Source organism: Alkaliphilus flagellatus, from assembly GCF_018919215.1.
Classification (GTDB): Bacteria; Bacillota; Clostridia; order Peptostreptococcales; family Natronincolaceae; genus Alkaliphilus_B; species Alkaliphilus_B flagellatus.
In genome coordinates, this window is the sequence record NZ_JAHLQK010000003.1 from 205,734 (window position 1) to 230,137 (window position 24,404).

19 protein-coding genes are annotated in these 24,404 nt (G+C 33.0%); 18 read left to right on the forward strand and 1 reads right to left on the reverse strand.

The genetic code is table 11. From position 1 onward, the window contains the following. Positions 1 to 4: 4 nt before the first annotated feature. The 9 genes from KQI88_RS08625 (at position 5) to KQI88_RS08665 (ending at position 11,899) form a co-directional block, all read left to right on the forward strand. Entirely contained in the window at positions 5 to 1,351 is a 1,347-nt protein-coding gene (locus KQI88_RS08625) for an S-layer homology domain-containing protein (RefSeq protein ID WP_216416269.1), read from the forward strand. 271 nt (positions 1,352 to 1,622) lie between these two features. Continuing rightward, positions 1,623 to 2,657, forward strand: coding sequence for a 3D domain-containing protein (locus tag KQI88_RS08630; protein ID WP_216416270.1), 1,035 nt, complete (start codon positions 1,623 to 1,625; stop codon positions 2,655 to 2,657). An 82-nt stretch (positions 2,658 to 2,739) separates the two neighbouring features. Beyond that, entirely contained in the window at positions 2,740 to 3,276 is a 537-nt protein-coding gene (gene rnmV, locus KQI88_RS08635; protein ID WP_216416271.1) for a ribonuclease M5, read from the forward strand. Between the two features lie 9 nt (positions 3,277 to 3,285). After that, positions 3,286 to 4,149: a 16S rRNA (adenine(1518)-N(6)/adenine(1519)-N(6))-dimethyltransferase RsmA gene (gene rsmA / locus KQI88_RS08640; RefSeq protein WP_216416272.1), complete on the forward strand. Its 864-nt coding sequence runs from the start codon at positions 3,286 to 3,288 to the stop codon at positions 4,147 to 4,149. A gap of 82 nt (positions 4,150 to 4,231) precedes the next feature. Next, positions 4,232 to 5,677: a hypothetical protein gene (locus KQI88_RS08645; RefSeq protein WP_216416274.1), complete on the forward strand. Its 1,446-nt coding sequence runs from the start codon at positions 4,232 to 4,234 to the stop codon at positions 5,675 to 5,677. A 435-nt stretch (positions 5,678 to 6,112) separates the two neighbouring features. Further along, on the forward strand, positions 6,113 to 7,663 hold the full coding sequence (locus KQI88_RS08650) for an AbgT family transporter (protein ID WP_216416276.1): 1,551 nt from the start codon (positions 6,113 to 6,115) through the stop codon (positions 7,661 to 7,663). A gap of 176 nt (positions 7,664 to 7,839) precedes the next feature. Next, complete coding sequence (locus KQI88_RS08655) at positions 7,840 to 8,955, forward strand: M20/M25/M40 family metallo-hydrolase (RefSeq protein ID WP_216416278.1); 1,116 nt, start codon at positions 7,840 to 7,842, stop codon at positions 8,953 to 8,955. Positions 8,956 to 9,126: 171 nt separating this feature from the next. Next, positions 9,127 to 10,596 (forward strand): aminotransferase class I/II-fold pyridoxal phosphate-dependent enzyme, encoded by a 1,470-nt coding sequence (locus KQI88_RS08660; protein WP_216416280.1) that lies wholly within the window; start codon positions 9,127 to 9,129, stop codon positions 10,594 to 10,596. A gap of 328 nt (positions 10,597 to 10,924) precedes the next feature. Then, a complete protein-coding gene (locus KQI88_RS08665) occupies positions 10,925 to 11,899 on the forward strand; it encodes an LCP family protein (protein ID WP_216416282.1) in 975 nt (324 codons plus the stop codon). Positions 11,900 to 12,068: 169 nt separating this feature from the next. Here KQI88_RS08665 and murC read toward each other — a convergent pair whose 3' ends face one another. Then, the gene (gene murC / locus KQI88_RS08670) at positions 12,069 to 13,466 is read right to left on the reverse strand and encodes a UDP-N-acetylmuramate--L-alanine ligase (protein WP_216416285.1); all 1,398 of its coding nucleotides are present in this window, start codon (positions 13,464 to 13,466) and stop codon (positions 12,069 to 12,071) included. Between the two features lie 537 nt (positions 13,467 to 14,003). Between murC and purR the strand changes: the two genes are divergently transcribed. The 9 genes from purR (at position 14,004) to spoVT (ending at position 24,235) form a co-directional block, all read left to right on the forward strand. Next, positions 14,004 to 14,831, forward strand: coding sequence for a pur operon repressor (gene purR, locus KQI88_RS08675; RefSeq protein WP_216416287.1), 828 nt, complete (start codon positions 14,004 to 14,006; stop codon positions 14,829 to 14,831). A gap of 184 nt (positions 14,832 to 15,015) precedes the next feature. Beyond that, positions 15,016 to 15,294 (forward strand): septation regulator SpoVG, encoded by a 279-nt coding sequence (gene spoVG / locus KQI88_RS08680; RefSeq protein ID WP_212380895.1) that lies wholly within the window; start codon positions 15,016 to 15,018, stop codon positions 15,292 to 15,294. A gap of 190 nt (positions 15,295 to 15,484) precedes the next feature. Next, the gene (gene glmU / locus KQI88_RS08685) at positions 15,485 to 16,852 is read left to right on the forward strand and encodes a bifunctional UDP-N-acetylglucosamine diphosphorylase/glucosamine-1-phosphate N-acetyltransferase GlmU (RefSeq protein ID WP_216416289.1); all 1,368 of its coding nucleotides are present in this window, start codon (positions 15,485 to 15,487) and stop codon (positions 16,850 to 16,852) included. Between the two features lie 36 nt (positions 16,853 to 16,888). Beyond that, positions 16,889 to 17,836, forward strand: a complete 948-nt coding sequence (locus KQI88_RS08690; RefSeq protein WP_212380893.1) for a ribose-phosphate diphosphokinase — start codon at positions 16,889 to 16,891, stop codon at positions 17,834 to 17,836. A 92-nt stretch (positions 17,837 to 17,928) separates the two neighbouring features. Next, on the forward strand, positions 17,929 to 18,486 hold the full coding sequence (gene pth, locus KQI88_RS08695; protein ID WP_216416291.1) for an aminoacyl-tRNA hydrolase: 558 nt from the start codon (positions 17,929 to 17,931) through the stop codon (positions 18,484 to 18,486). Between the two features lie 65 nt (positions 18,487 to 18,551). Beyond that, positions 18,552 to 18,932 carry a hypothetical protein gene (locus KQI88_RS08700; protein WP_216416292.1) on the forward strand — a complete coding sequence of 127 codons (381 nt, stop codon included), beginning with the start codon at positions 18,552 to 18,554 and terminating at the stop codon, positions 18,930 to 18,932. 78 nt (positions 18,933 to 19,010) lie between these two features. Next, positions 19,011 to 22,529 carry a transcription-repair coupling factor gene (gene mfd, locus KQI88_RS08705; protein WP_216416294.1) on the forward strand — a complete coding sequence of 1,173 codons (3,519 nt, stop codon included), beginning with the start codon at positions 19,011 to 19,013 and terminating at the stop codon, positions 22,527 to 22,529. Positions 22,530 to 22,574: 45 nt separating this feature from the next. Further along, positions 22,575 to 23,543: a peptidylprolyl isomerase gene (locus KQI88_RS18055; RefSeq protein ID WP_246579211.1), complete on the forward strand. Its 969-nt coding sequence runs from the start codon at positions 22,575 to 22,577 to the stop codon at positions 23,541 to 23,543. A 143-nt stretch (positions 23,544 to 23,686) separates the two neighbouring features. After that, entirely contained in the window at positions 23,687 to 24,235 is a 549-nt protein-coding gene (spoVT, locus tag KQI88_RS08715) for a stage V sporulation protein T (protein WP_216416296.1), read from the forward strand. The last annotated feature ends 169 nt before the right edge of the window (positions 24,236 to 24,404 follow it).

Sequence of the window (24,404 nt, forward strand, 5' to 3'; positions counted from 1 at the left end):
ATTTATGAAGAAAATAAAAAAAATTATTCTAGTAGCATTAATTTTAACACTAATGCTATCAAGTTTTGTTAATGCACAGCAACCACAGAAAATGACCAGAGTTAGTTTTGTAAAAGAGATTATTAAAGTAATAGATGTAAAAATAGAGCAGGGGTCAAAGTCACCTTTTAAGGACATAACAAAAAAAGAAGATATACCCTATTTATCAGCTGCCTTCAATAAAAATATTATATCCGGGGATAGAGGGAAATTTAATCCGGAAGGATTTGTTACTAAGGAGCAAGCAGTAGTTATGCTGGTTAGAGCACTAGGGGTACTTAATATTAATCAGGATGAAGCTAGTAAAGCAGAAATTAACTTTTCAGATGCTAATAAAATTTCAGGCTGGGCAAGACCATATGTTACTTATGCTGTTAAATATGGACTAATTGATGATAGTCAAGGAAAATTCGAGCCACAAAAAGGAGTTACTAAGTCAGAGAGCGAGGAAATGCTAAATAAGTTTAAAGAAACTTTTGTAAGAGAAGGGCTAACAGCGGCACAAATTCTTGAGTTGGCTGATAATAAGTTAAAAGACTATGATACATACAAGTTTAAAGGTTCAATAGGTATGAAAGAAAATGTTAAATTGCCTACTGGAAAAGAAGAATTGACTGTTATGAAAATAGAACAAGACGGAATCTTTGAAGCACCAGGGACGGTATATACAATCTCTAAAAATACCACAAATATAGAAGGGAAATTAATAGAAGAAGTATCTGAAGTATATATAAAGGATAGAGTCATGTATATTCGCATAGGGCAAGATCAAGGGTGGATAAAAATGGACTTAAGTACTATGATGATGCAGGTAGGTTCTATAACAGGAATTCGAAACACCCAGGAAGGTTTACCACAATTTTCTAAGGAACAATTAGAAGCAGTTGGAATGTACGCAAGATATGGTGATGATATAGAAATTGATGGAGAAAAATATTATGTTATTAAGGTTGATTTAGACTCGAGAGCTTTTATGGAAATGTACAATAAGGTAATGGATGAAACATTTAAATATATGTTTGAAGGTGAAATATGGGAGGAAACTAGGAAAACACAAGGATTTCCGGAGGGCATGGAGGAAGAAACCTTCAAAGCTATAGTAAGATCTGCAGCAGAACAAGTATTGAAAAACACAGATATCAAAATGATGCAAGAATATTACATCCATAGAGAGAATAAACATTATAGTAAGCTTATAATTAAGCAGCATATTAATATGGACTTTATGGAAGTTGAAACGAAAGTTGATATAGATGGGCAATATGAATATTACGGATTTGGAGAAGATGTTGTTTTTCCAGAAATAAGTTAAAATTTCATAATTGAAAACAAAAAGCAGGTTAGTCTGCTTTTTTATTTTTAATATGTAATTTTTTATTTTTAATATGTAATTTTTTATTTTTATTCATATAATGAAGAACAAGACAATAAGAATAATAAATTATTATTGTGGAAATAATCTAAGTGTCCATTGATTGTTGATGTTACCAACATATGGCAAATAATGTTGACAAAAACAAAAACATAGAATAAAATGAGTAAATGTTTCATCCTTAATTTAAAAATGAACAGGAGGAAGTTTTATGCAAAGTCACCTGAGCAGCAATAAGATTTTTAGTAAAAAAACTCTTATTGTAGCTGTCGTAGTATCACTATTGCTATTGGGGGTAGCCTTTTTCGGGCTTCAAAATACAATTGTGATTGCACATGATGGACAGGAAATTCAGGTTTCAACTCTAGCGAGTACAGTGGAAGATGTTCTGCGTAAACAAAACATTGTAATTGAAAAAGGGGATAAAGTTATTCCAAATTTAAATGAAAAAATAAAGGATGGAACAAGGATAGTTATTCATAGAGCTTTTGAAATAAAGCTTATTGATGGAACAGTTGAAAAAAATGTACTTACCGCAGAAAATAATGTAGAAGACTTAATTGACTCACTTAATATACAGCTTCAGGAAGAAGATAGAATCGAACCAATGCTAGAGGAACCTATTCGGGAGGGAGATGTGGTTACAATAACCAGAGTTACCCGAGAGGTAGTAGTTGAAACTCAAGAGTTACCTTTTCAAACAGTCTTTAAAAACAATAAGGACCTAGAGAAAGGAAAGACTCAGAAAGTTCAAGAAGGTAAAAAAGGATTGAGAGAAGTAAAGCTTGAAGTTCTTTATGAAAATGGAGTAGAAGTTGCTAAGAAAATTGTTGAGGAAAATGTAGTTGAAGGTGCTGTTAATGAAATTATTGAAAAAGGAACAGCAACCCTATTAGCAACCTCCAGGGGAGATACAAGAAAGTATAGTGAAGTGTTAACTATGACAGCCACTGCTTATCATGCTGGATACAGTAGTACAGGAAAAAATCCTGGTGATAAATATTATGGTTTAACCGCAAGTGGTACTAAGGTGAGACCAGGAGTAGTAGCTGTAGACCCTAAAGTTATCCCTTTAGGTACAAAGCTGTATATAGAATCCACTGATGGAACCTCTCATTATGGCCTTGCTAGTGCAGAAGATACTGGTGGTGCTATAAAAGGAAACAAAGTTGATCTTTTCTTCGAAACCCCCCAAGAAGTAAAAAAATTTGGTAGAAGAAAAGTAAAAGTATATGTACTAGAATAGGTCAGAGGATTCTCTGACCTGTTTTATTATGCAAATTTCATGTATAATAATATATATATTTTTTTAAATAAAGGAGAATGTCATGATAAGAGAAATAATTGTTGTAGAAGGAAAAGATGACGTAGCAGCTATTAAAAGAGCTACAGATGCAGAAATTATTACAACAGGAGGATTTGCACTACAAAGCCATGTTATAGATCGGATAAAGACAGCGGCTAAAAGAAGAGGAGTAATTATTTTTACAGATCCTGATTTTGCAGGTGAAAAAATAAGGGGTATTATATCTTCTAAAGTACCTGGATGTAAACATGCTTTCTTGCCTAAGGAGCAAGCATTAAAAAATGGAGATATTGGAATTGAAAATGCCACACCAGAAAATATTATGTTAGCTTTAAAAAAAGCTAGAAGTGAATCTATAGAGAGGACTAATGAATTTACTCAAAATGACTTATTGTTTAATGGCTTAATTGGTTTTGATGGTGCTGCATATCGTAGAGACGAATTAGGAAAAATACTAGGAATTGGATATGGAAACGCTAAGCAATTTTTAAGCAGACTTAATAACTATGGTGTTACCCGTGAAGAGTTTACAGAAGCAATGAAAAAATTAGAAGAGTAGGGGTAAAATATGGATAGAATATCATCACCAAAGAAAACCAAGGATATAGTGCAGAAATATGGATTTAAATTTTCTAAAAGCCTAGGACAAAACTTTTTAATAGATCAAAACATATTGGATAATATTGTAGATGGTGCTAATATTTCAAAAGATGATTATGTTATTGAAGTTGGGCCAGGAATAGGCAGTCTTACTCAAAATATAGCAGAAAAATCTAAGTCAGTAGTTGCTATCGAAATTGATAAAACTCTAATTCCTATTTTAAATGATACATTAAAAGATTATTCTAATGTGGAAGTAATAAATGAAGATGTTTTAAAGCTTGATTTACATAAATTGATTAATGAAAAATTTAAAGGGAACAGGGCTAAAGTAATTGCTAATCTGCCATACTATGTAACTACATCTATTATTATGAAGTTTTTAGAGGAAAGGGTTCCTGTTCAGTCTCTAACCATAATGATCCAGAAAGAAGTTGCAGATCGTATGCAGGCAAAACCAGGTACAAAGGATTATGGAGCTTTATCTATTGCGGTGCAATATTACTGTAATCCTAAAATATTGTTAAAGGTACCTCCATCAGTATTTATTCCTCAACCCAAGGTAGAGTCCACCGTTATCAAACTAGATATACTAGAAAGGCCTAAGGTCTATGTTGAAAGTGAAGACTTGTTTTTTGCATTAGTAAAGGATGCTTTTGGAAAAAGAAGAAAAACTTTATTAAATGCTTTAAGTACAGGGGATCTCAAACTAAATAAAGATTTACTAAAAGACGTATTGTTATCAAGCGGAATAGATGAAAATCGAAGAGGAGAAACCTTGACTATTGAAGAATACGGTCTGTTAGCTAACAACTTGGCAAAAATATTATAATAATTGTAAATTATTTACCCTTCTATACATATATTAATTATAGAGACCTAAAAGTATTCTATAGAAGAGGGAGGGAAATAAGGTGAAAAGACGATATAGACGATATTTCGTTATGCTAGAGGTAGAAGATAAGAGCTTTGGTACTGTTAAAAATGAAGGACCAAAGGGTTATGGGAAGATAGAAGTTAAAAATGATCAAGGTACTTTAGCTATTTATTGTCAAAACTTAAAGACCGGTAATAACGGCGACAGATATCGATGGTATTTAATTAATACAAAGAAAGAAGGAGAACCTGCTATAGTAGAAGTGGGTCCTATGGAAGTAGATGAGAAAGGAAAGGGAGAAGTAGTTTGGGAGTTTAATGCAGAAAATGTAAGGGGATCTATGGAAGAGATAGACAACTTTAACGTTTTAGTATTAGCAGTACAAAATAAGGATGATAAAAGGAATTTATTTATACCCTTAGTAGGTTATATAGATAAGGAAAAACCAACAGCTTGGAGATATGCATTAGAAAAACACTTATATATCCCATCAATAAAAGAAAAAGAAATAGACCCAAAAGTAGCATCTCCTAAACCTCAAGAAAAACCATCTATTCCTGAAAAACTCCATGAACATATTGAAACTGATAAAGAATATATACCTATTAAAGATGACATAAAAGAAATAATAGACGAAAATATAGAAGATCAAATCGAAGAAACCCAATCGATTAAAGAAGAGATTGAAAATAAAAGTCAGCCTATTAAAGAAGAGATTGAAAGAGAAAACTCAAAAGAAATTGAAGAAAAAGTAGTAGAGCAGAACAATATGCTTGTTGAAGAAGAGATTGAAAGAGAAAGCTCAAAAGAAATTGAAGAAAAAATGGTAGAAGAAAACAATATATTTGTTGAAGAAGAGATTGAAAGAGAAAGTTCAAAAGAAATTGAAGAAAAAATGGTAGAACAAAACAATATGTTTGCTGAAGAACAGATTGAAAGGGAAATTTTAAAAGAAATTGAAGAAGAAGTGGTAGAACAAAACAATATATTTGTTGAACAAGAGGGTAATACTCTACTGGAAGATGAAATAAATAGCGAGGAATCTTACGGAGTTCAAATGCAAGGCTATATTGAAAATGCACTAAAGGATTTCCCAAAGGTTAATCCATTTGTTAACAATTTGGAAGACTACATTTGGTGGCAAATTCCTTATAACCATCAAACAATATATAGATCATATATGCCATTTATTTTATATGTAGATAGTGTGAGGGGACCTATTAATTATTATGCTTCTAAAATGTTGCAAACCATCTATTTTCATCAACATCATATATTTGGTATCCTATATGAAGAAAACGGTCTAGCTAAATATTATGCTTATGGTATACCTGGTAGAAGACTATCTTCAGAACAACCCTATGAAGGAGTTACTGGTTTTACTTATTGGCACCCCTGTGATCCTGGGCCACAGGATATTAATTCTCACGGCTATTGGATATTACTCATCGATCCTAAAAATGGAAAGGTAATTGAAAATTAAAAATTATAAAACCCCATCTCGGGGTTTTATTTTTGTCTATTTTATCCATAATACAATTCCACTAATAATTAATAGAGCGATTACTGCCGCACAAATATAAACATGTCTTTTTTTGAATACTAAAAAACGCATTGTTTCACCCCTTATAAACATAGTCCTTCCCTAATAATAATATATTTGTCTTTAAAAGGCTTTATGCCATGTGATTATATAATACTTAATATCAAAATATTGCTTAATAGATTTAAAATAATATGAAAACACCGGTATTTTAAATATTACAAATAAAACAAGTTATTCCAACTTGCAAACAATTATAGATTTTGTTCTAATAATATGGTATACTCAATTATGCATTTTTTTACCCTTGACTTCAGGGTGTATATTTTGGACTTATAGTGTAGCAATTATAATTTAAGAAAAGGAGGAGTTAAAATGGTTAAACAAGAAAAAAAGAAAAAAGGACTATTTAATAAGTTTTTAGATGGTGTCGAAATTGTAGGTAATAAACTACCTCATCCAGTTACTCTGTTTGCTATTTTTGCTGTAGTTGTTGTTATTGTTTCAGCACTAGCTGCAAAGGCAGGAGTTCATGTAAACTTTGAAAAGTTTGTAGATGGAGAGCTTACTAAGGAAACCGTACATGCAGTAAGCTTACTAACACCTGACGGAATAAGAAAAATCTTTTCAAATGCTGTAACTAACTTTACAAGCTTTGCCCCGCTGGGAACAGTACTAGTTGCAATGCTTGGGGTAGGAGTTGCAGAGGGTAGTGGACTTATAGGTGCAACTCTTAGAAAATTAGTTTTAAGTACTCCAGCAAGATTAATTACAGCTGTAGTTGTATTTGCAGGTATTATGTCTAACGTTGCATCAGATGCTGGATACGTTGTACTAGTACCATTAGGTGCAGTAATATTTGCAAGCTTTGGACGTCATCCATTAGCAGGTCTTGCAGCAGCATTTGCAGGGGTATCTGGTGGATTTAGCGCTAACTTAATTTTTGGTTCAACTGATGCTTTATTATCAGGATTAACTCAACCGGCAGCACAAATGATAAACCCTAGCTACGTGGTTGATATTACTGCTAACTGGTACTTCTTAGCTGCATCAACTGTTCTTATTACTATAGTAGGTACATTAGTTACAGAAAAAATTGTTGAGCCAAGACTTGGCGAATATAAAGGAAAATCATCAAAGGCTATTGATGTTGATAAAGTAAGTGCAGAAGAATCTAGAGGATTAAAATTTGCATTAATTGGATTAATTGCTTTTATAGCAGTTATTGCAGCTTTAGTAGCACCGGCAAATGGTGTTTTAAGAAACCCAGAAACAGGATCAATTCTTTCTGGTTCAGCATTTATGGGTGGAATCGTTCCAATTATTGCTTTAATGTTCTTAATTCCAGGGGTAGCATATGGTATTGGAGCTGGAACTATTAAAGGAGATAAAGATATTGCAAACTTTGCAGCTAAATCAATGGCTTCTATGGGATCATATATCGTTCTTGCTTTTGTATCTGCACAATTCGTAACATATTTCACATGGTCAAACCTAGGTACTATCCTAGCTGTTAAAGGAGCAACATTCCTAGAAGCAGTAGGACTTACAGGTATACCACTAATGCTTGGATTTATTTTAGTAACAGCATTTATTAACTTATTTATTGGAAGCGCTTCAGCAAAATGGGCTATTATGGCACCAATATTTGTTCCAATGTTTATGCAATTAGGATATTCACCAGAACTTACCCAAGTTGCATATAGAATTGGTGATTCTACAACAAATATTATTTCACCACTTATGTCCTACTTTGCTATAGTTATTGCATTTGCTCAAAGCTATGATGAAGATACAGGAATTGGTACACTTATTTCTACAATGCTACCATTCTCAATGATGTTCTTATTAAGCTGGGCACTATTCTTTGCAGTATGGTTCCTATTAAAATTGCCATTAGGACCAGGAGCAGGTCTATTCTATTAATATTTAAAACTAAATCCCTTTCTTCTTTAGCTGAAGAAAGGGATTTTTATTTAGATAAGAGGAAACTTTAAATATAACATGCATTTAACTTGAAATGATAGTATGATAAAATAAAGGATATAATATAATGTAAAGTGGAAATATTGTGTAAAACAACATTAAGGAGGATACATATTATGATTAATCAAGATCGTGTAGTAAATGAATTTTTAGAGCTAGTTCAAATCGATAGCCATTCTGGCAAAGAAGGAGCAGTTGCTAAGGTACTTGTTAAAAAACTAGAAGAACTTGGATTGGATGTTACTGTAGATGATGCAGGCGAAAAAGTAGGAGGAGAAACAGGTAACGTAATTGCAAAAATGAAGGGAACTAAAAGTGGCCCTACTATTTTATTTAGCTGCCATATGGATACAGTTACACCAGGAGAAGGTATAAAGCCAATTATAAAAGATGGAGTAATATATAGCGATGGTACTACAATTTTAGGTGGAGATGATAAAGCTGGAATTGCAGCTATACTAGAAGGAATTAAATTTGTAAAGGAAAACAATATAGAGCATTCAGATGTTGAAGTTGTTTTTAGTATTTGGGAAGAGGGAGGACTATTTGGTGCTAAAAACCTTAATACTAGCAAAATTAATGCTGAGTATGGTTTCGTATTAGATAGTGGCGGATCACCAGGAGAAATTATAGTAACAGGTCCTGCTCAAGACAAAGTAAATGCTAAAATTATTGGTAAGCCTGCCCATGCAGGGGTTGCTCCAGAAGAAGGGGTTAGTGCTATTATGATTGCTGCAAGAGCAATTGATAATATGAAGCTACTAAGAATAGATGAAGAAACAACAGCTAATATTGGAATTATTTCAGGCGGACAAGCGACAAATATTGTTGCACCAGAAGTTACTATTAAAGCAGAATCAAGAAGTATAAATGAAGCAAAGCTTAATGCACAAACTGCACATATGGTAGAAGTATTTGAAAAGGCAGCTAAAGATCTTGGTGGTAAAGTAGAAATGGATGTAGAAAGAATGTACCCAGCCTTTAACATAGATCCAGAAGATGAAATAGTTAAAAAAGCACAAGAAGTGTTTGGCAGAATGGGAATAGACAGCTATACAGCAGCTACAGGTGGTGGAAGTGATACAAATATTTTAAATGGTTATGGAATTAAGGCTATTAACCTAGGAATTGGAGAGAAAAAACCCCACACATTAGAAGAACATCTACACATTAAAGATTTAGTAGATGCTTCAAGAATGGTAGCAGAGCTTATTAAAATATTCGGTGAGTAATTTTAAGTATCGGATAATACAGATAAAATAGGGTACCCTAATATATATTAGGGTACCCATATTTTTTGTAAAAAAACTATTGCAAATTTACTTAAAATAATATTAAATATATCTATTGTGTTTAAATATACAATTAAAAAATTATAAGCAAGTCTTGAAAGGGGTGCAAATATGTCTTATTTAAATCAGAACAAAACACCACTATTTACAGCATTAAAAGAACATCATAAAAACAATGTAATTCCCTTTGATGTACCTGGACATAAACATGGAAGGGGTTTAAAGGAGTTTACTGATTATGTAGGAAGTACAGTAATGGAGTTAGATGTCAACTCTATGAAATGTTTAGACAACATTTGTAACCCCATTGGAGTAATTAAAGAGGCTGAGGAGCTAGCTGCCTATGCCTATGGATCGGATAAAGCCTTTTTTTTAGTAAATGGGACAACTTCGGGGGTACAAGCAATGATTATGAGTGCCTGCCAACCAGGAGATAAAATAATTTTACCTAGAAATGCGCACAAATCCGCAGTTTCAGGATTAATATTAAGTGGCGCCATACCAATATATATACAACCTGAAATCAACAGTGATCTTGGCATTGCCATGGGTGTTACAGTAGAGAGTGTAGAAGAAACCATTGGAAGACATCCAGATGCTAAAGCAGTATTTTTAATTAACCCAACATATTACGGGGCTACATCAAATATAAAAGATATTGTAAGAGTAGCTCATAGAAATGCTATGGCAGTATTAGTAGACGAGGCACATGGAGCCCATATGAGTTTCCACGAGGATTTTCCTATGAGCGCTATGGAAGCCGGTGCAGATATGAGTGCTGTTAGTACCCATAAAACAGGAGGATCATTAACCCAAAGTTCCCTTCTTTTATTAAGGGAAGGAATTATAGATCCCTTTATTGTTAAGAAAAATCTATCTCTTATGCAAACAACTAGTGCTTCTTACTTACTTATGGCTAGTATAGATGTAGCAAGAAAACAGTTGGCAGTAGAAGGACCTGAGCTTCTTCAAAAGGTTTTAGATTTGACTAGGGATGCTAGAAGTAGAATAAATAAAATTGAAGGACTATATGCCTTTGGTACAGAACTTATAGGGACCCAAGGAGTACATTCTTTTGACGAAAGTAAACTAGGAGTAAATGTACGAAAGATAGGGTTAACTGGCTTTGAAGTTTACGACATATTAATAGACGAATACAACATACAAGTAGAACTCGCAGATTATTATAATATATTGGCTATAGTTAGCTTAGGGGACCATAAGGAGCAATTAGACGCACTAGTAGAAGCCTTAGTAGATATAGCAGAAAAATATAAAAGAGATGAAGAAATTAAAGTAGTTAATAGTTTCCTAAAAAATCCAGATGTAATAGTTTCTCCAAGGGATGCCTTTTATAGCAATAAAAAGGCAATAAAGTTTGAAGATGCAGAAGGGGAAATTAGTGGGGAGTCTATTATGGCCTATCCTCCTGGAATACCTATAGTATCTCCAGGTGAGAGGATATCAAAGGATATTATAGAGCATATTATGCTTTTAAAGGAAGAAGAAAGTCTACTTCAAGGAACAGAAGATCCTTATGCTGAATATATAAGAGTTTTAGGATTAGGAAGTAAAAGATAGAAAAATATACCCCATTGTTCTTCTTTGGAACATGGGGTATATTATTGTGTAATAAATTGTGCATTCAACTAGGATTTGGAAATGCTTTGAGAAATTGAAATTCTAGAGCATAAGCTTTAAAGTTAAGTGTAGAATGAGTCGCTGTGATAACTTCAAGGGACTTTTATTACAATGTAACAAAAAAGTTAAGGTTTTCGCTTTCGAAGGAAACTCATAGTTTACTTGTGGATTATTTTATCGAAATTTGCTATAATATAAAAATATTGAATTTATAATTATGAAATACAGTTATTATACGATATAAGACTAGGATAAGGAAGTGAATGATGTGAAGACATTTTGGAAGGTATTTATAGTTGCATTTCTTTCCTTTGTTATGGTGTTTAGCGGAGTTGTTTGGTCATTTAATAAATTTATGAAGGAAGACGAGTCAGACGATTTGCCTGTAGTTGTTACTGACGATGGAAATGATGAATTAGATGGAGAAAATGGAGAGATGGATGAGCTTTTAAAATTAGCTAAAAACAGTAAAAGGGTAAACTTCATTGTTTTAGGACTAGAAGGTCCAAGAAGTGATATGATGATGTTTATGTCCTTTGATCCTGATAAGAAAACTCTGGATGGAATTTCCATACCTAGAGATACTTATTTAGTAAGAGAAGGGTATCCTAGGTCAGATCAGAAAAAAATAAACGCTGCCTATGGTGCCCATGGTGCTAAAGGAGTAAAAACCGTAATAAGTAGTTTGCTTCATGACGTGCCGGTAGATTACTATGTAACACTTACCTATAAAGGAGTAGGAGCTATAGTTGACTCCATAGGTGGTGTACCAGTATATATACCTAAGGTAATGAAATATGACGACCCTTACGATGACCCACCTCTTCACATTTATTTTGAGCCAGGAAACCAGGTATTAAACGGTAAAAAGAGTATAGAATTTTTGCGTTACCGTAAGCCTAACCAAGGTAGCGGAGCCTTAGATAGAAATGGAGATGTAGGAAGAATACAGGCACAGCAAGAATTTATGAAATCGGCAATGAAAAAGGTATTAGGACCTAAGCTACCTAATGCAGTAACTACTGCTTTTAAGCATGTAAAAACAGATATACCTCTACAAGACGCTATGAAATATGCAACAAGTGCTGTAGGGCTTAAAATGGACAATATAAATATAAATGTACTTCCAGGAGAGGCCGAATATAAAGGAGGAGTATCCTACTTCTTCCATGATTCAAAGGCATTAAAAGATCTTTTAATTCAAATTTATTCTGGAGAAAGTACAACAGAAACCAGTAATTAAGTAATTAATAGATGGAATGCAAATAAACCTTTCTCATGGCTTAAATAATATGAAAAAAAGAGTAGAAAATATTTTCTACTCTTTTTCTATCCATTTAGGGTGGATGGATAGGGGGAGTGGGGTTATGTATTTATAAATTACCCGCACATATTATGTCTAAACATAAATATTAATGATTCTCAAAATTAATTATAATTTCTCCTATACGATATACATCCCCGGCACCCATAGTTAATACTAAATCATCAGATTCAATATTTTCATAAATATATTTAGATATTTCTTCAAAATTCTTCATATAACGAATATCCCCACTAGGGTTAAATTCCTTAATCATATTTACTAAAACTTCACTGTTTATTTCACCATTATCAATTTCCCTTGCAGCATAAATATCAGTTATTATTACATGATCAGCATCTTTAAATGAACAAGCAAAATCATTTAATAAAGCCTTTGTGCGGCTAAAGGTATGGGGTTGAAAAACACACCATATCTTCCGGTGTGGATAGTTTTGTGCCGCTTCTAAGGTAGCTCTAATTTCAGCAGGATGATGAGCATAGTCATCTACAATTTTGCATCCTTTAACTTCTCCTAAAATATCAAAACGTCTATGTATTCCCTTAAACTTTTTAATATGGGCTTCTATATTAGAAGGCTCTACCCCAAGTATATAGGCTGTAGCAATTGAAGCCAAAGCATTATATACGTTATGCTTTCCTGGAATATTTAGCTCAAAAGTACCAATGTTTTTTCCATCAAACTCTACTTTAAATATTGGATAGCCTTCCCTAGTAAATAGAATATCCTTAGCTACAAAATTACTATTGTTGTTAATGCCATATGTAATTACGTTGCATTCAACATGAGGGAGTATTTCTTTTACATTTTCATCGTCTTCATTAGCGACTAAAAAGCCTTCTTTAGGAATTAAGTTGGTAAATTTTCTAAAGGCCTCTTTAATATGGTCGATATCTTTAAAATAATCTAAATGATCTTCATCAATATTCAAAATGATACCAATAAAGGGAAAGAATTTCAAAAAACTTTCAACATATTCACAGGCCTCCGTAATAAAATGCTGACTATCACCAATTTTAATATTACCACCAATTTCATCTAGTTCTCCACCCACAAGTATAGTTGGGTCCAAGTTAGAATATTCTAGAATTAGAGAAATTAGAGATGTAGTTGTAGTTTTACCATGACTTCCAGCCACAGCAATAGCCTTATTGTAGTTTTTCATTATATGGCCTAACATTTCCGCTCTATCAATCTGAGGAATATCTAATTCCTTTGCTTTTATACGCTCTGGATTATCTTCCTTTACCGCAGCTGTATATACTATTAAATCTGGGTTTTGTATATTGTCCTTATTATGCCCAATGAAAATCTGAGCTCCATGCTTTCTTAACTTAGTTAATATTTTAGAATCATTCATATCAGAGCCAGAAACTCTATATCCGTGATTTAGCAGGACTTCAGCTATAGCACTCATGCTAATGCCACCAATTCCAATTAAATGTATATGCTGATCTAGTTTTTGGTTTATATCAAATGCAATCACAATTGTCACTCCCTTTATATGAGGTTATTTGTTATTCTTTCCAAATAAGTGGTTTTCTATTAGTTCATATTAGTAAGTATATGTATGTAGATACGTATTTCTTCCTATAATGCAATAGGAAAGTAAAAAAACTCATTAATATATATTTTCCTTAAAATATGTTTTCGTAAATAAGGACTTAGTTCAAATGGAGTTTTAATCCCATCTGAACGTTAAATTCTATCATTCTAAGAGCCATAAAATTCTTATCTTCTTCTTTCAAAAGATGGAGATAAGAATTGTTAGCTATGGACCAAAGTCAGCATTTAGAATTTTTATTAAAGACTTTGTTATAATAAATATGAAACTCTATTAAGTATAATAACATAAAAAATAGGATGAATGTACTAAATTTAGCAATATACTATATACTATTTTTTAACTTAAATAAGAAAATATAAACTCTGTAATTATTGAAGGAATTTTTTTCTTGAATTTACCATATGAAAATAATAAAATGAATAATAGTATATAACATTCGGACTAGGAGGAAATATAATGGGAAAATTGAAAAGAAACGAACGAATCGCAGCTATAGTAAAAATTTTAAGTGATAATCCCAATAGAATATTTACATTAAGTTATTTTAGTGATCTTTTTCAATCAGCAAAATCAACTATTAGTGAAGATATAGTAGTAACGAAACAGGCAATGGAAAAAGCAAATTTAGCAAAGATTGAAACTATGACAGGTGCTGCTGGTGGAGTTAAACTTATTCCTATAACTACAGCTCATCAGAATAAAGAGATTTTAGGAGAGATATGTAGTAGGTTAAAAGATAAGGATAGAATTTTACCTGGGGGATTTTTATATATGATAGATGTACTTTATTCTCCACATATAATCCATAGTGTAGGAGAGGTTTTTGCTAGTCAATTTGATTATAAGGATGTAGATTATATAGTTACTGTAGAAACAAAAGGAATACCTATAGCCCTTATGGTAGCTAAAGCAATGAACTTACCACTGATTATTTTGCGACGTGAAAATAAGGTAACAGAAGGATCTACTGTTAGTATAAACTATGTTTCTGGTTCCTCTGGAAAAATTCAGAGGATGTCTCTTTCAAGACGAGCTATTAAACCGGGTTCTAAGGTTATTATTATTGATGATTTTATGAAAGCAGGCGGAACAGCAAAAGGAATGATTGATATGATGAAGGAATTTGATGCTGAGGTTGTGGGTACTGGAGTACTAATAGCAACTAAAGAACCAGAGAAAAAGATTGTTAACGATTACATACCTTTGCTTATTTTAGAAGAAGTAAAGGAAGAAGATGAACAAATAAATATTTATCCGAATGAAAATCTTCTTAATTTAATATAATAATTCTAGAAAAACAGATTAAGTCAAAAAAAATTCTGAAAATTTCCGATATAAAGAAGGAAAATGAAAAAATATGGAGAATAGATTTAGGAAGTTAGATAAGTCAAGTTTTTAACCCGTATATTAAAAGTGGGAAAATGTACGATTGTTGAAGTTGACAAAAACATAAAGGGGTGAAGGATATATGCAAGTTACAGATGTGAGAATACGTAAAGTAACAGCAGAAGGGAAAATGAAGGCTATAGTATCAGTAACCTTTGATGATGAATTTGTTGTTCATGATATTAAAATCATTGAAGGGCAAAACGGATTATTTATTGCAATGCCTAGTCGAAAAATGGGAGAGGGAGATTTTAGAGATATAGCCCACCCAATAAATTCAATTACTAGAAATAGAATTCAAGACGCTATTTTTTCCGAATATGAAAAAATGAGTGATTCAGAAGAAACAGACAACCAATAATACTATAAGTGCAGGGAGGCAAATAAGCCTCCTTTTTTGTTATATAAAAATCCTATATACAACAAAAAACAGGAAAAGACAAAAAAGGGGTTCATTATTTATTGAAAATGTAATAAACTATTAAAGGGTATAGAAGGATATAATATATATAAATTGTTTTTATTCAATAGATATCGAGGTGAAAATAAATATGAAGCTAAAAGCGATTATTTTAGCAGCAGGAGCAGGTACAAGGATGAAGTCCAAATTACCAAAGGTACTTCACAAAGTTTGCGGACAGACTATGCTTGGACATGTAATAGATGTGGCAGGTAACTCTAATGCAGAAGAATGTATCGCCGTTATAGGTCATGGAGCCGATAAAGTAAAAGAAAGTCTTTCACCAGAAGTAAAAACTGTTCTTCAAGAAGAACAACTAGGAACAGGTCATGCTGTTATGATGGCATACAATCATATCGAAGAAGGAACCATTTTAGTGTTGTACGGAGATGGGCCTTTAATTACAGAGGATACTCTAAATTCTCTTATGGACTACCATAGAGAGGGTGACTACAAAGCTACAGTACTTACAACAGATTTACCAAACCCTAAAGGCTATGGAAGAATCATTCGTGATGTAGAGGGACAATTAGAGAAGATAGTGGAGGAAAAAGATACTACAGAAGAAGAAAAGTCCATAATGGAGATTAACTCAGGTATTTATTGCTTCGATGGGAAGTTATTAAAAGAAGCTCTTCCACAGCTTAAAAATGATAATGCTCAAAAAGAGTACTATTTAACAGATGTATTATCAATTATTCGTGATATGGGCTTTAAGGTGGGAGTCTATAAGACTGATAAATGCGAGGACATTATGGCAATTAACTCTCGAGAGCAATTGGCAGAAGTAGAAGCTATAATGAGAAAGAGAATAGCTAAAAAGCATATGATTAATGGTGTAACTATCATTAACCCAGAGCACACCTATATAGAAAAAACAGTTATTATAGGAGCGGATACCATTATATATCCTGGGGTAGCAATAACAGGGAACACTGTAATAGGAGAAGATTGTATTATTGGACAAAATAGTCGTATAGAAAATACAACTATTGGTAGTGGGGTAGAAGTACAAAGTTCCACAATTATTGAGAGCAAGATAGATGATTATACAACTATAGGTCCCTATGCTTATTTAAGACCAAACAGTAATATAGGCAAACATGTAAAAATTGGAGACTTTGTAGAAGTGAAAAATGCAACTATTGGGGATGATTCTAAGGCATCTCATTTAGCGTATATTGGAGATGCAGATGTAGGTAAAAATGTTAATATTGGATGTGGTGTTGTTTTTGTTAATTATGATGGCAAAAATAAGCATAGATCCATAGTAGAAGACAATGCCTTTGTAGGTAGCAATGCAAATCTAGTTGCGCCAGTAATTGTGAGAGAAAATGGCTATGTGGCATGTGGCTCTACTATTACTAAAGAAGTGCCAAAAGGATCCTTAGCAGTAGCAAGAGGACGTCAAGAAAACAAAGAAGGCTGGGTTGAGAGAAAAGGATTACTTAAAAAATAAGCTAAGCCTGTATATAACTAAGGAGGAAAGTTTGAGATGAATATGAGTGGAAGTGAAGTTAAAATCTTTACTGGTAATGCTAATCCAGAATTAGCACAGAAAATTGCAGATTCAATAGGTTTACCTCTAGGAAAGGCAACAGTATCAACCTTTAGTGACGGAGAAATTTCTGTAAACATAGAGGAGACAGTAAGAGGTACAGATGTTTTTGTAGTTCAACCAACAAATCCACCAGTAAATGATAACTTAATGGAGTTATTAATTTTAATAGATGCGTTTAAAAGAGCGTCTGCAGGAAGAGTAACGGCTGTGCTTCCTTATTATGGTTATGCAAGACAAGACCGTAAGGCGAAGGCTAGAGATCCAATTACTGCAAAGCTAGTAGCGGATATACTAACATCAGCAGGAGCAGATAGGATTTTAACTATGGATTTACATGCTGCTCAAATCCAAGGATACTTCGACATTCCTGTAGACCATCTTTTAGGTGTACCAATATTAGCGAAGTACTTCCAAGAAAAAGAAATTAAAGATCTTGTTGTTGTTTCACCAGATTTAGGTAGTGTAACAAGAGCTAGAAACTTTGCAAACCTCTTAGATGCACCGATAGCTATTATCGATAAAAGGAGACCACAGGCAAACGTAGCAGAAGTAATGAACATTATTGGAGATATAGAAGGTAAAAATGTAATTTTAATTGATGATATGATTGATACTGCTGGTACAATCACACAGGGAGCAAATGCTCTAAAGGAGTTTGGAGCTAAGGAAGTATACGCTTGCTGTACTCATCCTGTATTATCAGGACCAGCCATAGAAAGAATTCAAAACTCTGTAATTAAAGAGCTTATTATTACAGATACTATTCCTCTACCAGATGAAAAGAAAATCGACAAAATTAAAATTAAATCTGTTGCACCAGTATTTGGAGAAGCAATTCAAAGAATTTACAAAAACATTTCTGTAAGCAAATTATTTGATTAATTTTAGTTATAGACAGCCCTAGGCTGTCTATAATTTTAATATTAATATTCAAAATATAGGAACCTGTATTTTATAATGTAAGAGGTGAAAAAATGCATATAATAGTTGGACTAGGAAACCCGGGCAAAAAATACGATGCCACAAGACATAATGTAGGCTTCGAAGCCATAGATTTGTTGGCAAAAAGAAATAATATAGAGGTAAAAAGATTAAAACACAAAGCCCTATGTGGGGAAGGAAACATCGGTGGCAAAAAAGTAATGCTAGTAAAGCCACAAACATTTATGAATTTAAGTGGACAAAGCCTTTTAGATATAGTACAGTTTTATAAAATCGATCCAAAAAACCTTATAGTAATTTACGATGATATAGATGTGGCAGTAGGCTCACTTAGAATTCGAGAAAAAGGAAGCTCAGGAAGTCATAATGGAATGAAATCTATTATTTATCAATTGCAGACAGACCAGTTTCCTAGGGTGAGAATAGGTGTTGGAAAACCACAATTTGGAGATTTAGCAGATTATGTTTTAGGCAGATTTCCAAAGGAAGAAATCCCAACAATGATTGAAACTATAGAAAGAGCTGCACTAGCATCTGAAATGATAGTTACAGATGGAATTTCACTAGCAATGAACAGATACAATGGATAGAGTAGGTATAAGCAAAGACTAAAGGACAAAAGCTATATTTAAAAATATTTAAAAGGAGTTTGTCCATGGTTATATTTGCAGGAATGATTGCAGCACTTTTTTCTTATATATGTAATAAATGGGTATTGAGAGGGTTAGGAGACATAGCCATTGTAGTGGTAGTACCATTTATAGAGGAAGCTTTAAAAACAGCTAGTTCTATTATTATAGGTACTAGTACAATAGGTACACATTTTATATTTGGACTTATTGAAGGAATATACGACATAGTAAATTCATCTAAGAGTATAGGCAAGTGGGCGGCATTGGCTAGCATAATAAGCCATAGCATCTTTGGATTGGTTACTTACCTAACCATAAAAGTAGGCTACTCTATTTACTGGGGAATATTTCTCTCTTGGCTAATCCATAGTACTTGGAACTGGTATATAACAAAATATGTATAAATATTAAGTATTAAGCCTAGGGTTAGTGACCTAGGCTATAGGTGTTTTATAACATGAAGTATACAGGTGGTGATGGGCATGAATAAAGGACTATTACTTGCACCGATGAAGAATTCCATGGATTACATGCAGCTTTTAAAAAATATTAAAGATGCAAAAAAGCCTATTGCACTATATGGCCTTAATGAAACACAAAAAGCACACATTGCATATGGAATCCTTGATGAATTAAGGGGACAAGTTTGTATAGTAACATATAACGAAATAGAAGCTAGACAAATCTACGAAGATTTAAAATTTTATGTAGGGGACAGGGCCTTATTTTTCCCTGCAAGAGATGTAATGTTCTATAATATGGAGGCTACAAGCGAGGGAATACAAGAAGAGAGAATGAGGGCAATAGAAAGGATTATAGAGGGTGAAGACTGTATTGTAGTTACCTCTATAGATACATTTCTTTTAAGACTACCGCCTCCCAATTCCTATACTAAAAATCAAATAATCTTTAATGTAGGAGAAACTGTTGACTTAGCAAAGGTAATAGAAATATTTGTTCTTCAGGGTTATGAAAGAATGGATATAGTAGAAGAAAGAGGACAGTTTAGTATTAGAGGAGATATTATAGATATTTTCCCAGGTTCTGCGGAAGCACCTTTAAGAATCGAGTTATTTGGTGATGAAATAGATTCTATTCGCAAATTTCAAGTAGATACCCAAAGATCTATGGATAAGGTGGATTCCGTAAAAGTCTATGCGGCAAAGGAAACAACTATAGAAGCTTTTAACTCGGAAGAAGTAATTGCTAAATTGCATGAAGATTATAAAATAATTAACAAAAAGCTAGATAAAGAAGCTAAGAAAATACTAAAAGAAAAGATTGACGAAACAATAGAAAAATTAAAAGAACTAGGTAATTTCAAAGGGATAGAGAAGTTTTTACCCTATATATATGAAAAATCAACTTCTCTTTTAAACTATTTTCCAGAAGAAGCAGTTTTTCTACTAGATGAACCAAGTCGTTTAAGAGAAAAAGCTGAGGGGCATATAGAAGAATTTCGTGAAAGTTTCAAAGTCCTTATGGAAAGAGGAGAAGTGCTTCCAAGCCAAGGTAAGCTTCTACTTTCCTATAATGAGATAATAGGTGAGTTGCAGAAATACAAATTGGTTGCATTAAGTTTATTACCTAAGGCCATTATAGATTTTCCACCTAAGGAAATTATTAATTTCGATACAAGGCCTATGCAATCCTTCCATGGTAAAATTGACTTCCTAGTAAATGAGATACAACGACTACAGTATAAAGGCTATAAAATAGCATTGGTCCCTGGTACAAAAGAGAGGGCACTTAGACTACTAGAACTTTTAAAAGATAGGGGAATAAATGCAGAGTTTGTTGTAACCCCTAGAGAAGATCTAGTTACAGGCCAGGTGATCATTTTACAGGGTAATTTGCGTAGGGGCTTCGAGTATGTAAAAAATAAGTATGTACTTATAACAGATTATGAAATTTATGGAGTCCATAAACAGCAGAGAAAAACAACCAAGAGAAAAGATGCTTCTCCAATTAAATCATTTATAGACTTAAATGTAGGAGACTATGTAGTGCATGAAGGTCATGGTATTGGAAAGTATATTGGAATAGAAGAGCTTAAAGTAGAGGGAGTAAAAAAGGACTATTTAAAAATTCGTTATTCAGGTGAAGGATTTCTATATGTACCTACAGATCAAATGGATCTTATTCAAAAATATATTGGAAGCGATGATGCACCACCAAAACTAAATAAGCTAGGTGGTACAGAATGGGCTAAAACAAAGACAAAAGTTAAAAAGGCTATAGAAGATATGGCAGGGGATTTGTTGAAGCTCTATGCAGAGAGAGAAAAGACAAAGGGGTATGCATTTAGCAAGGATACAGAATGGCAAAAACAATTTGAAGACCTCTTTCCCTACGAAGAAACTCCAGATCAGCTAAGATGTATCGATGAAGTAAAATTAGATATGGAACGAGAGAGAGCTATGGATCGTCTACTATGTGGAGATGTGGGTTACGGTAAGACGGAAGTAGCTATTCGTGCTGCCTTTAAGGCCGTAGCAGATAGTAAGCAGGTAGCATTTTTAGTACCTACAACTATTTTGGCACAGCAGCATTATAATACATTTAAACAAAGATTTTCAGGCTTCCCTGTAAATGTGGAAATGCTTAGTCGATTTAAGGCTCCTTCAGCACAAAAACAAATTTTAGAGGATGTGAGAACTGGAAACGTAGATATTCTTATTGGAACCCATAGACTATTATCTAGGGATGTACAATTTAAGGATTTAGGACTTCTTATAGTGGACGAAGAGCAGCGTTTTGGTGTAAAGCATAAGGAAGCTTTAAAACAGTTAAAAAAATCTATAGACGTGTTAACATTAACTGCTACACCAATACCTAGAACCTTGCATATGTCTATGATTGGTATACGAGATATGAGTGTTATTGAAGAGCCACCAGAGGAGCGATTTCCTGTCCAAACTTATGTACTTTCATATAGTGAGGCTATGGTTGTAGATGCAATTACAAGAGAGCTATCTAGAGGTGGCCAGGTATATTACGTATATAATAGAGTACAAAATATCCACCAAGTAGCCAATAGACTGGCACAGTTAGTACCTCAAAGTAGAATTGCTGTAGGACATGGGCAAATGTCAGAGAGGGAATTAGAAAAAATAATGCTAGATTATATGAATGGAGAATACGATATATTGGTAAGTACAACCATTATAGAAACGGGACTCGATATTTCCAATGTTAATACAATAATAATTCACGATGCAGACAAGTTAGGGCTTTCTCAGCTATATCAGCTACGGGGAAGGGTAGGTAGATCCTATAGACAGGGGTATGCTTATTTGATGTATGAAAAAGACAAAGTACTTTCTGAAGTAGCAGAAAAACGACTTAAAGCTATTAAAGAATTTACTGAATTTGGATCAGGATTTAAAATAGCTATGCGAGATCTTGAAATACGTGGTGCAGGTAATCTTCTTGGTGGAGAACAGCATGGGCATATGGCTGCAATAGGATATGACTTGTATGTTAAGCTTCTAGAGGAAACGGTGGGAGAATTAAGGGGAGAATATTCCGAAAAGTTCGAAGACACTACTATAGAGCTTAACGTAAACGCATATATTTCAGAAAAATATATTAATAACCAAAGTCACAAAATAGAAATATACAAAAAAATTGCATCCATACGAAATATAGAAGATATGTATAAAATAGAAGAGGAAATTGAAGATCGTTTTGGAGATATACCTTTAAGCATACGTAATCTTCTCCTAATTTCATATATTAAAGCTATGGCGAAATCCTTAAAAGTTTTAGCTATTACCCAAAAAGATAAGGATATTCGTATTCAATTTAAGGACGGTAGTATGCTAAAACCAGAGGGTATCGGAAATGTACTCCACAAATATAATAGGAAAGTAACTTTTAATGCCACAGCTCAGCCATATTTTATTTATAAAGTACTTACAATGGACCAATACAAGATGTTAACAGAGCTAAAGGATATTATAGAAAAAATTAGTGGTTTTCAAGCTGGTACAAATTAGTTATAATATAAGTTAGTATAGTTAAAATGATAGGAGATGATAAGGTTGACATTTAATATGAAGAATAAGCTTACAGTATTGGTCGCCGCACTACTTATAATGGCTATAGTAGTTACTGGATGTTCTAAAACCCCAGCCCTAGGTGATGGAGAAGTGGCTATTGTTGGTAGTACAAGAGTTTCTGAAGAAGAGTATAATAGATTATTAGACTATTATTTATCAATAGCTCGTGCACAATATAATTTAACAGATGACATGTTAAACACAGATGAAGGTACAGGTATGACCCTATTAGATACATTAAAAACTAATGTGCTAGATATTATTGTTTTAACAGAAGTAATAGCTACAAAGGCAGAAGAAAATAATATTACAGTAGACGAAGCAGAACTTAAAGAACTATATGAACAAAATCACTTAAAAATGATGGAAGAAGATGAGGATTATAAAAAGCTTATTGAGGAGAACAATCTTGATGAGACATTTATAAAAGATCAAATGAGAAAAGATCTACTAGGCTATAAGTATAAACAATTTTATTTAGATAAAACAGAAATTGCTGATGAAGCTGCAAAAACATTCTACGATGAAAATAGTGATATTTTCCATTCGGAGCAAGTAAAAGCAAAGCATATTTTATTAGATGATGAAAATACAGCTAAAGATATTATTAAAAAGCTTGAGGCTGGAGAAGACTTTGCAGAGCTTGCAAAAGAACATTCTACAGATCCTACTGCAAAGGAAAATGGTGGAGAATTAGGATACTTCCAAAAGGGAGAAATGGTACCAGAATTTGAAGAAGCAGCTTTCTCATTAGAAATCGGAAAGATAAGTGAGCCAGTTAAATCAAGCTTTGGATACCATATTATTATAGTAGAAGATAAGAGAGAAGAAAATACAGAATTTGAAGAAGCAAAAGATCAAATTAAAACTTATCTTAAAGAATTAGACTATGAAAAACATATGGATGAAGCAATAAAGAAAGCAAATGTAGTTAAAAAAGAAAAATTATAGTAAATAGTAATCCCTTTATTACAAAAAAAGTAATAAGGGGATATTTTTTTAAAAACTTTCATCTTATGAATAAAAAACCACTATTGGTAAAATAATAGTATTACTACAGGATATATTTTACTTAAACTTAGGAGGGAGTTATATTGAAAGCAACTGGTATAGTAAGAAGAATAGATGATCTGGGAAGAGTGGTTATTCCTAAGGAAATTAGAAGAACACTTAGAATTCGAGAAGGTGACCCTCTAGAAATTTTTACTGGGAGGGATGGGGAAGTAATTTTAAAGAAATATTCCCCAATTGGAGAGTTAAGCGAATTTGCCACAGAATATGCCGAATCCCTTCATGAAGCATTACAACATAATGCCATAATAACTGATAGAGATACAATTATAGCTGTATCTGGTGTATCAAAAAAAGATTACTTAGAAAAAAGAGTTAGTAAGTCTTTGGAAAAAATTATGGAAGAAAGAGAAACATTTGTTGCTAATCAAGGTGATAGAATGATAACCTTTGCAATAGATGAGAGCGACGAAGGAAAATATACTGCACAAGTTATAGCACCAATTGTTACCCATGGCGATCCTATAGGCACTGTTATATTATGCTCTAAGGATAAAGGGGTAACTATGGGAGAAGTTGAAAAGAAAATAGCTACAACAGCCGCTGCTTTTCTATCCAAACAAATGGAATAATAAACAAACACAAGTCCCCTGGTTCTTCCCAGGGGATGATTTTTTTGCTATAATATAATAATAATTTTATTAAACTGTAACAATACTTTTGTTGTAGTATAGAAATACTGTAGTATAATAAATAGTGTACCTCGTCAATATTAAAGACGAGGTTTTCTATAGCTGATAA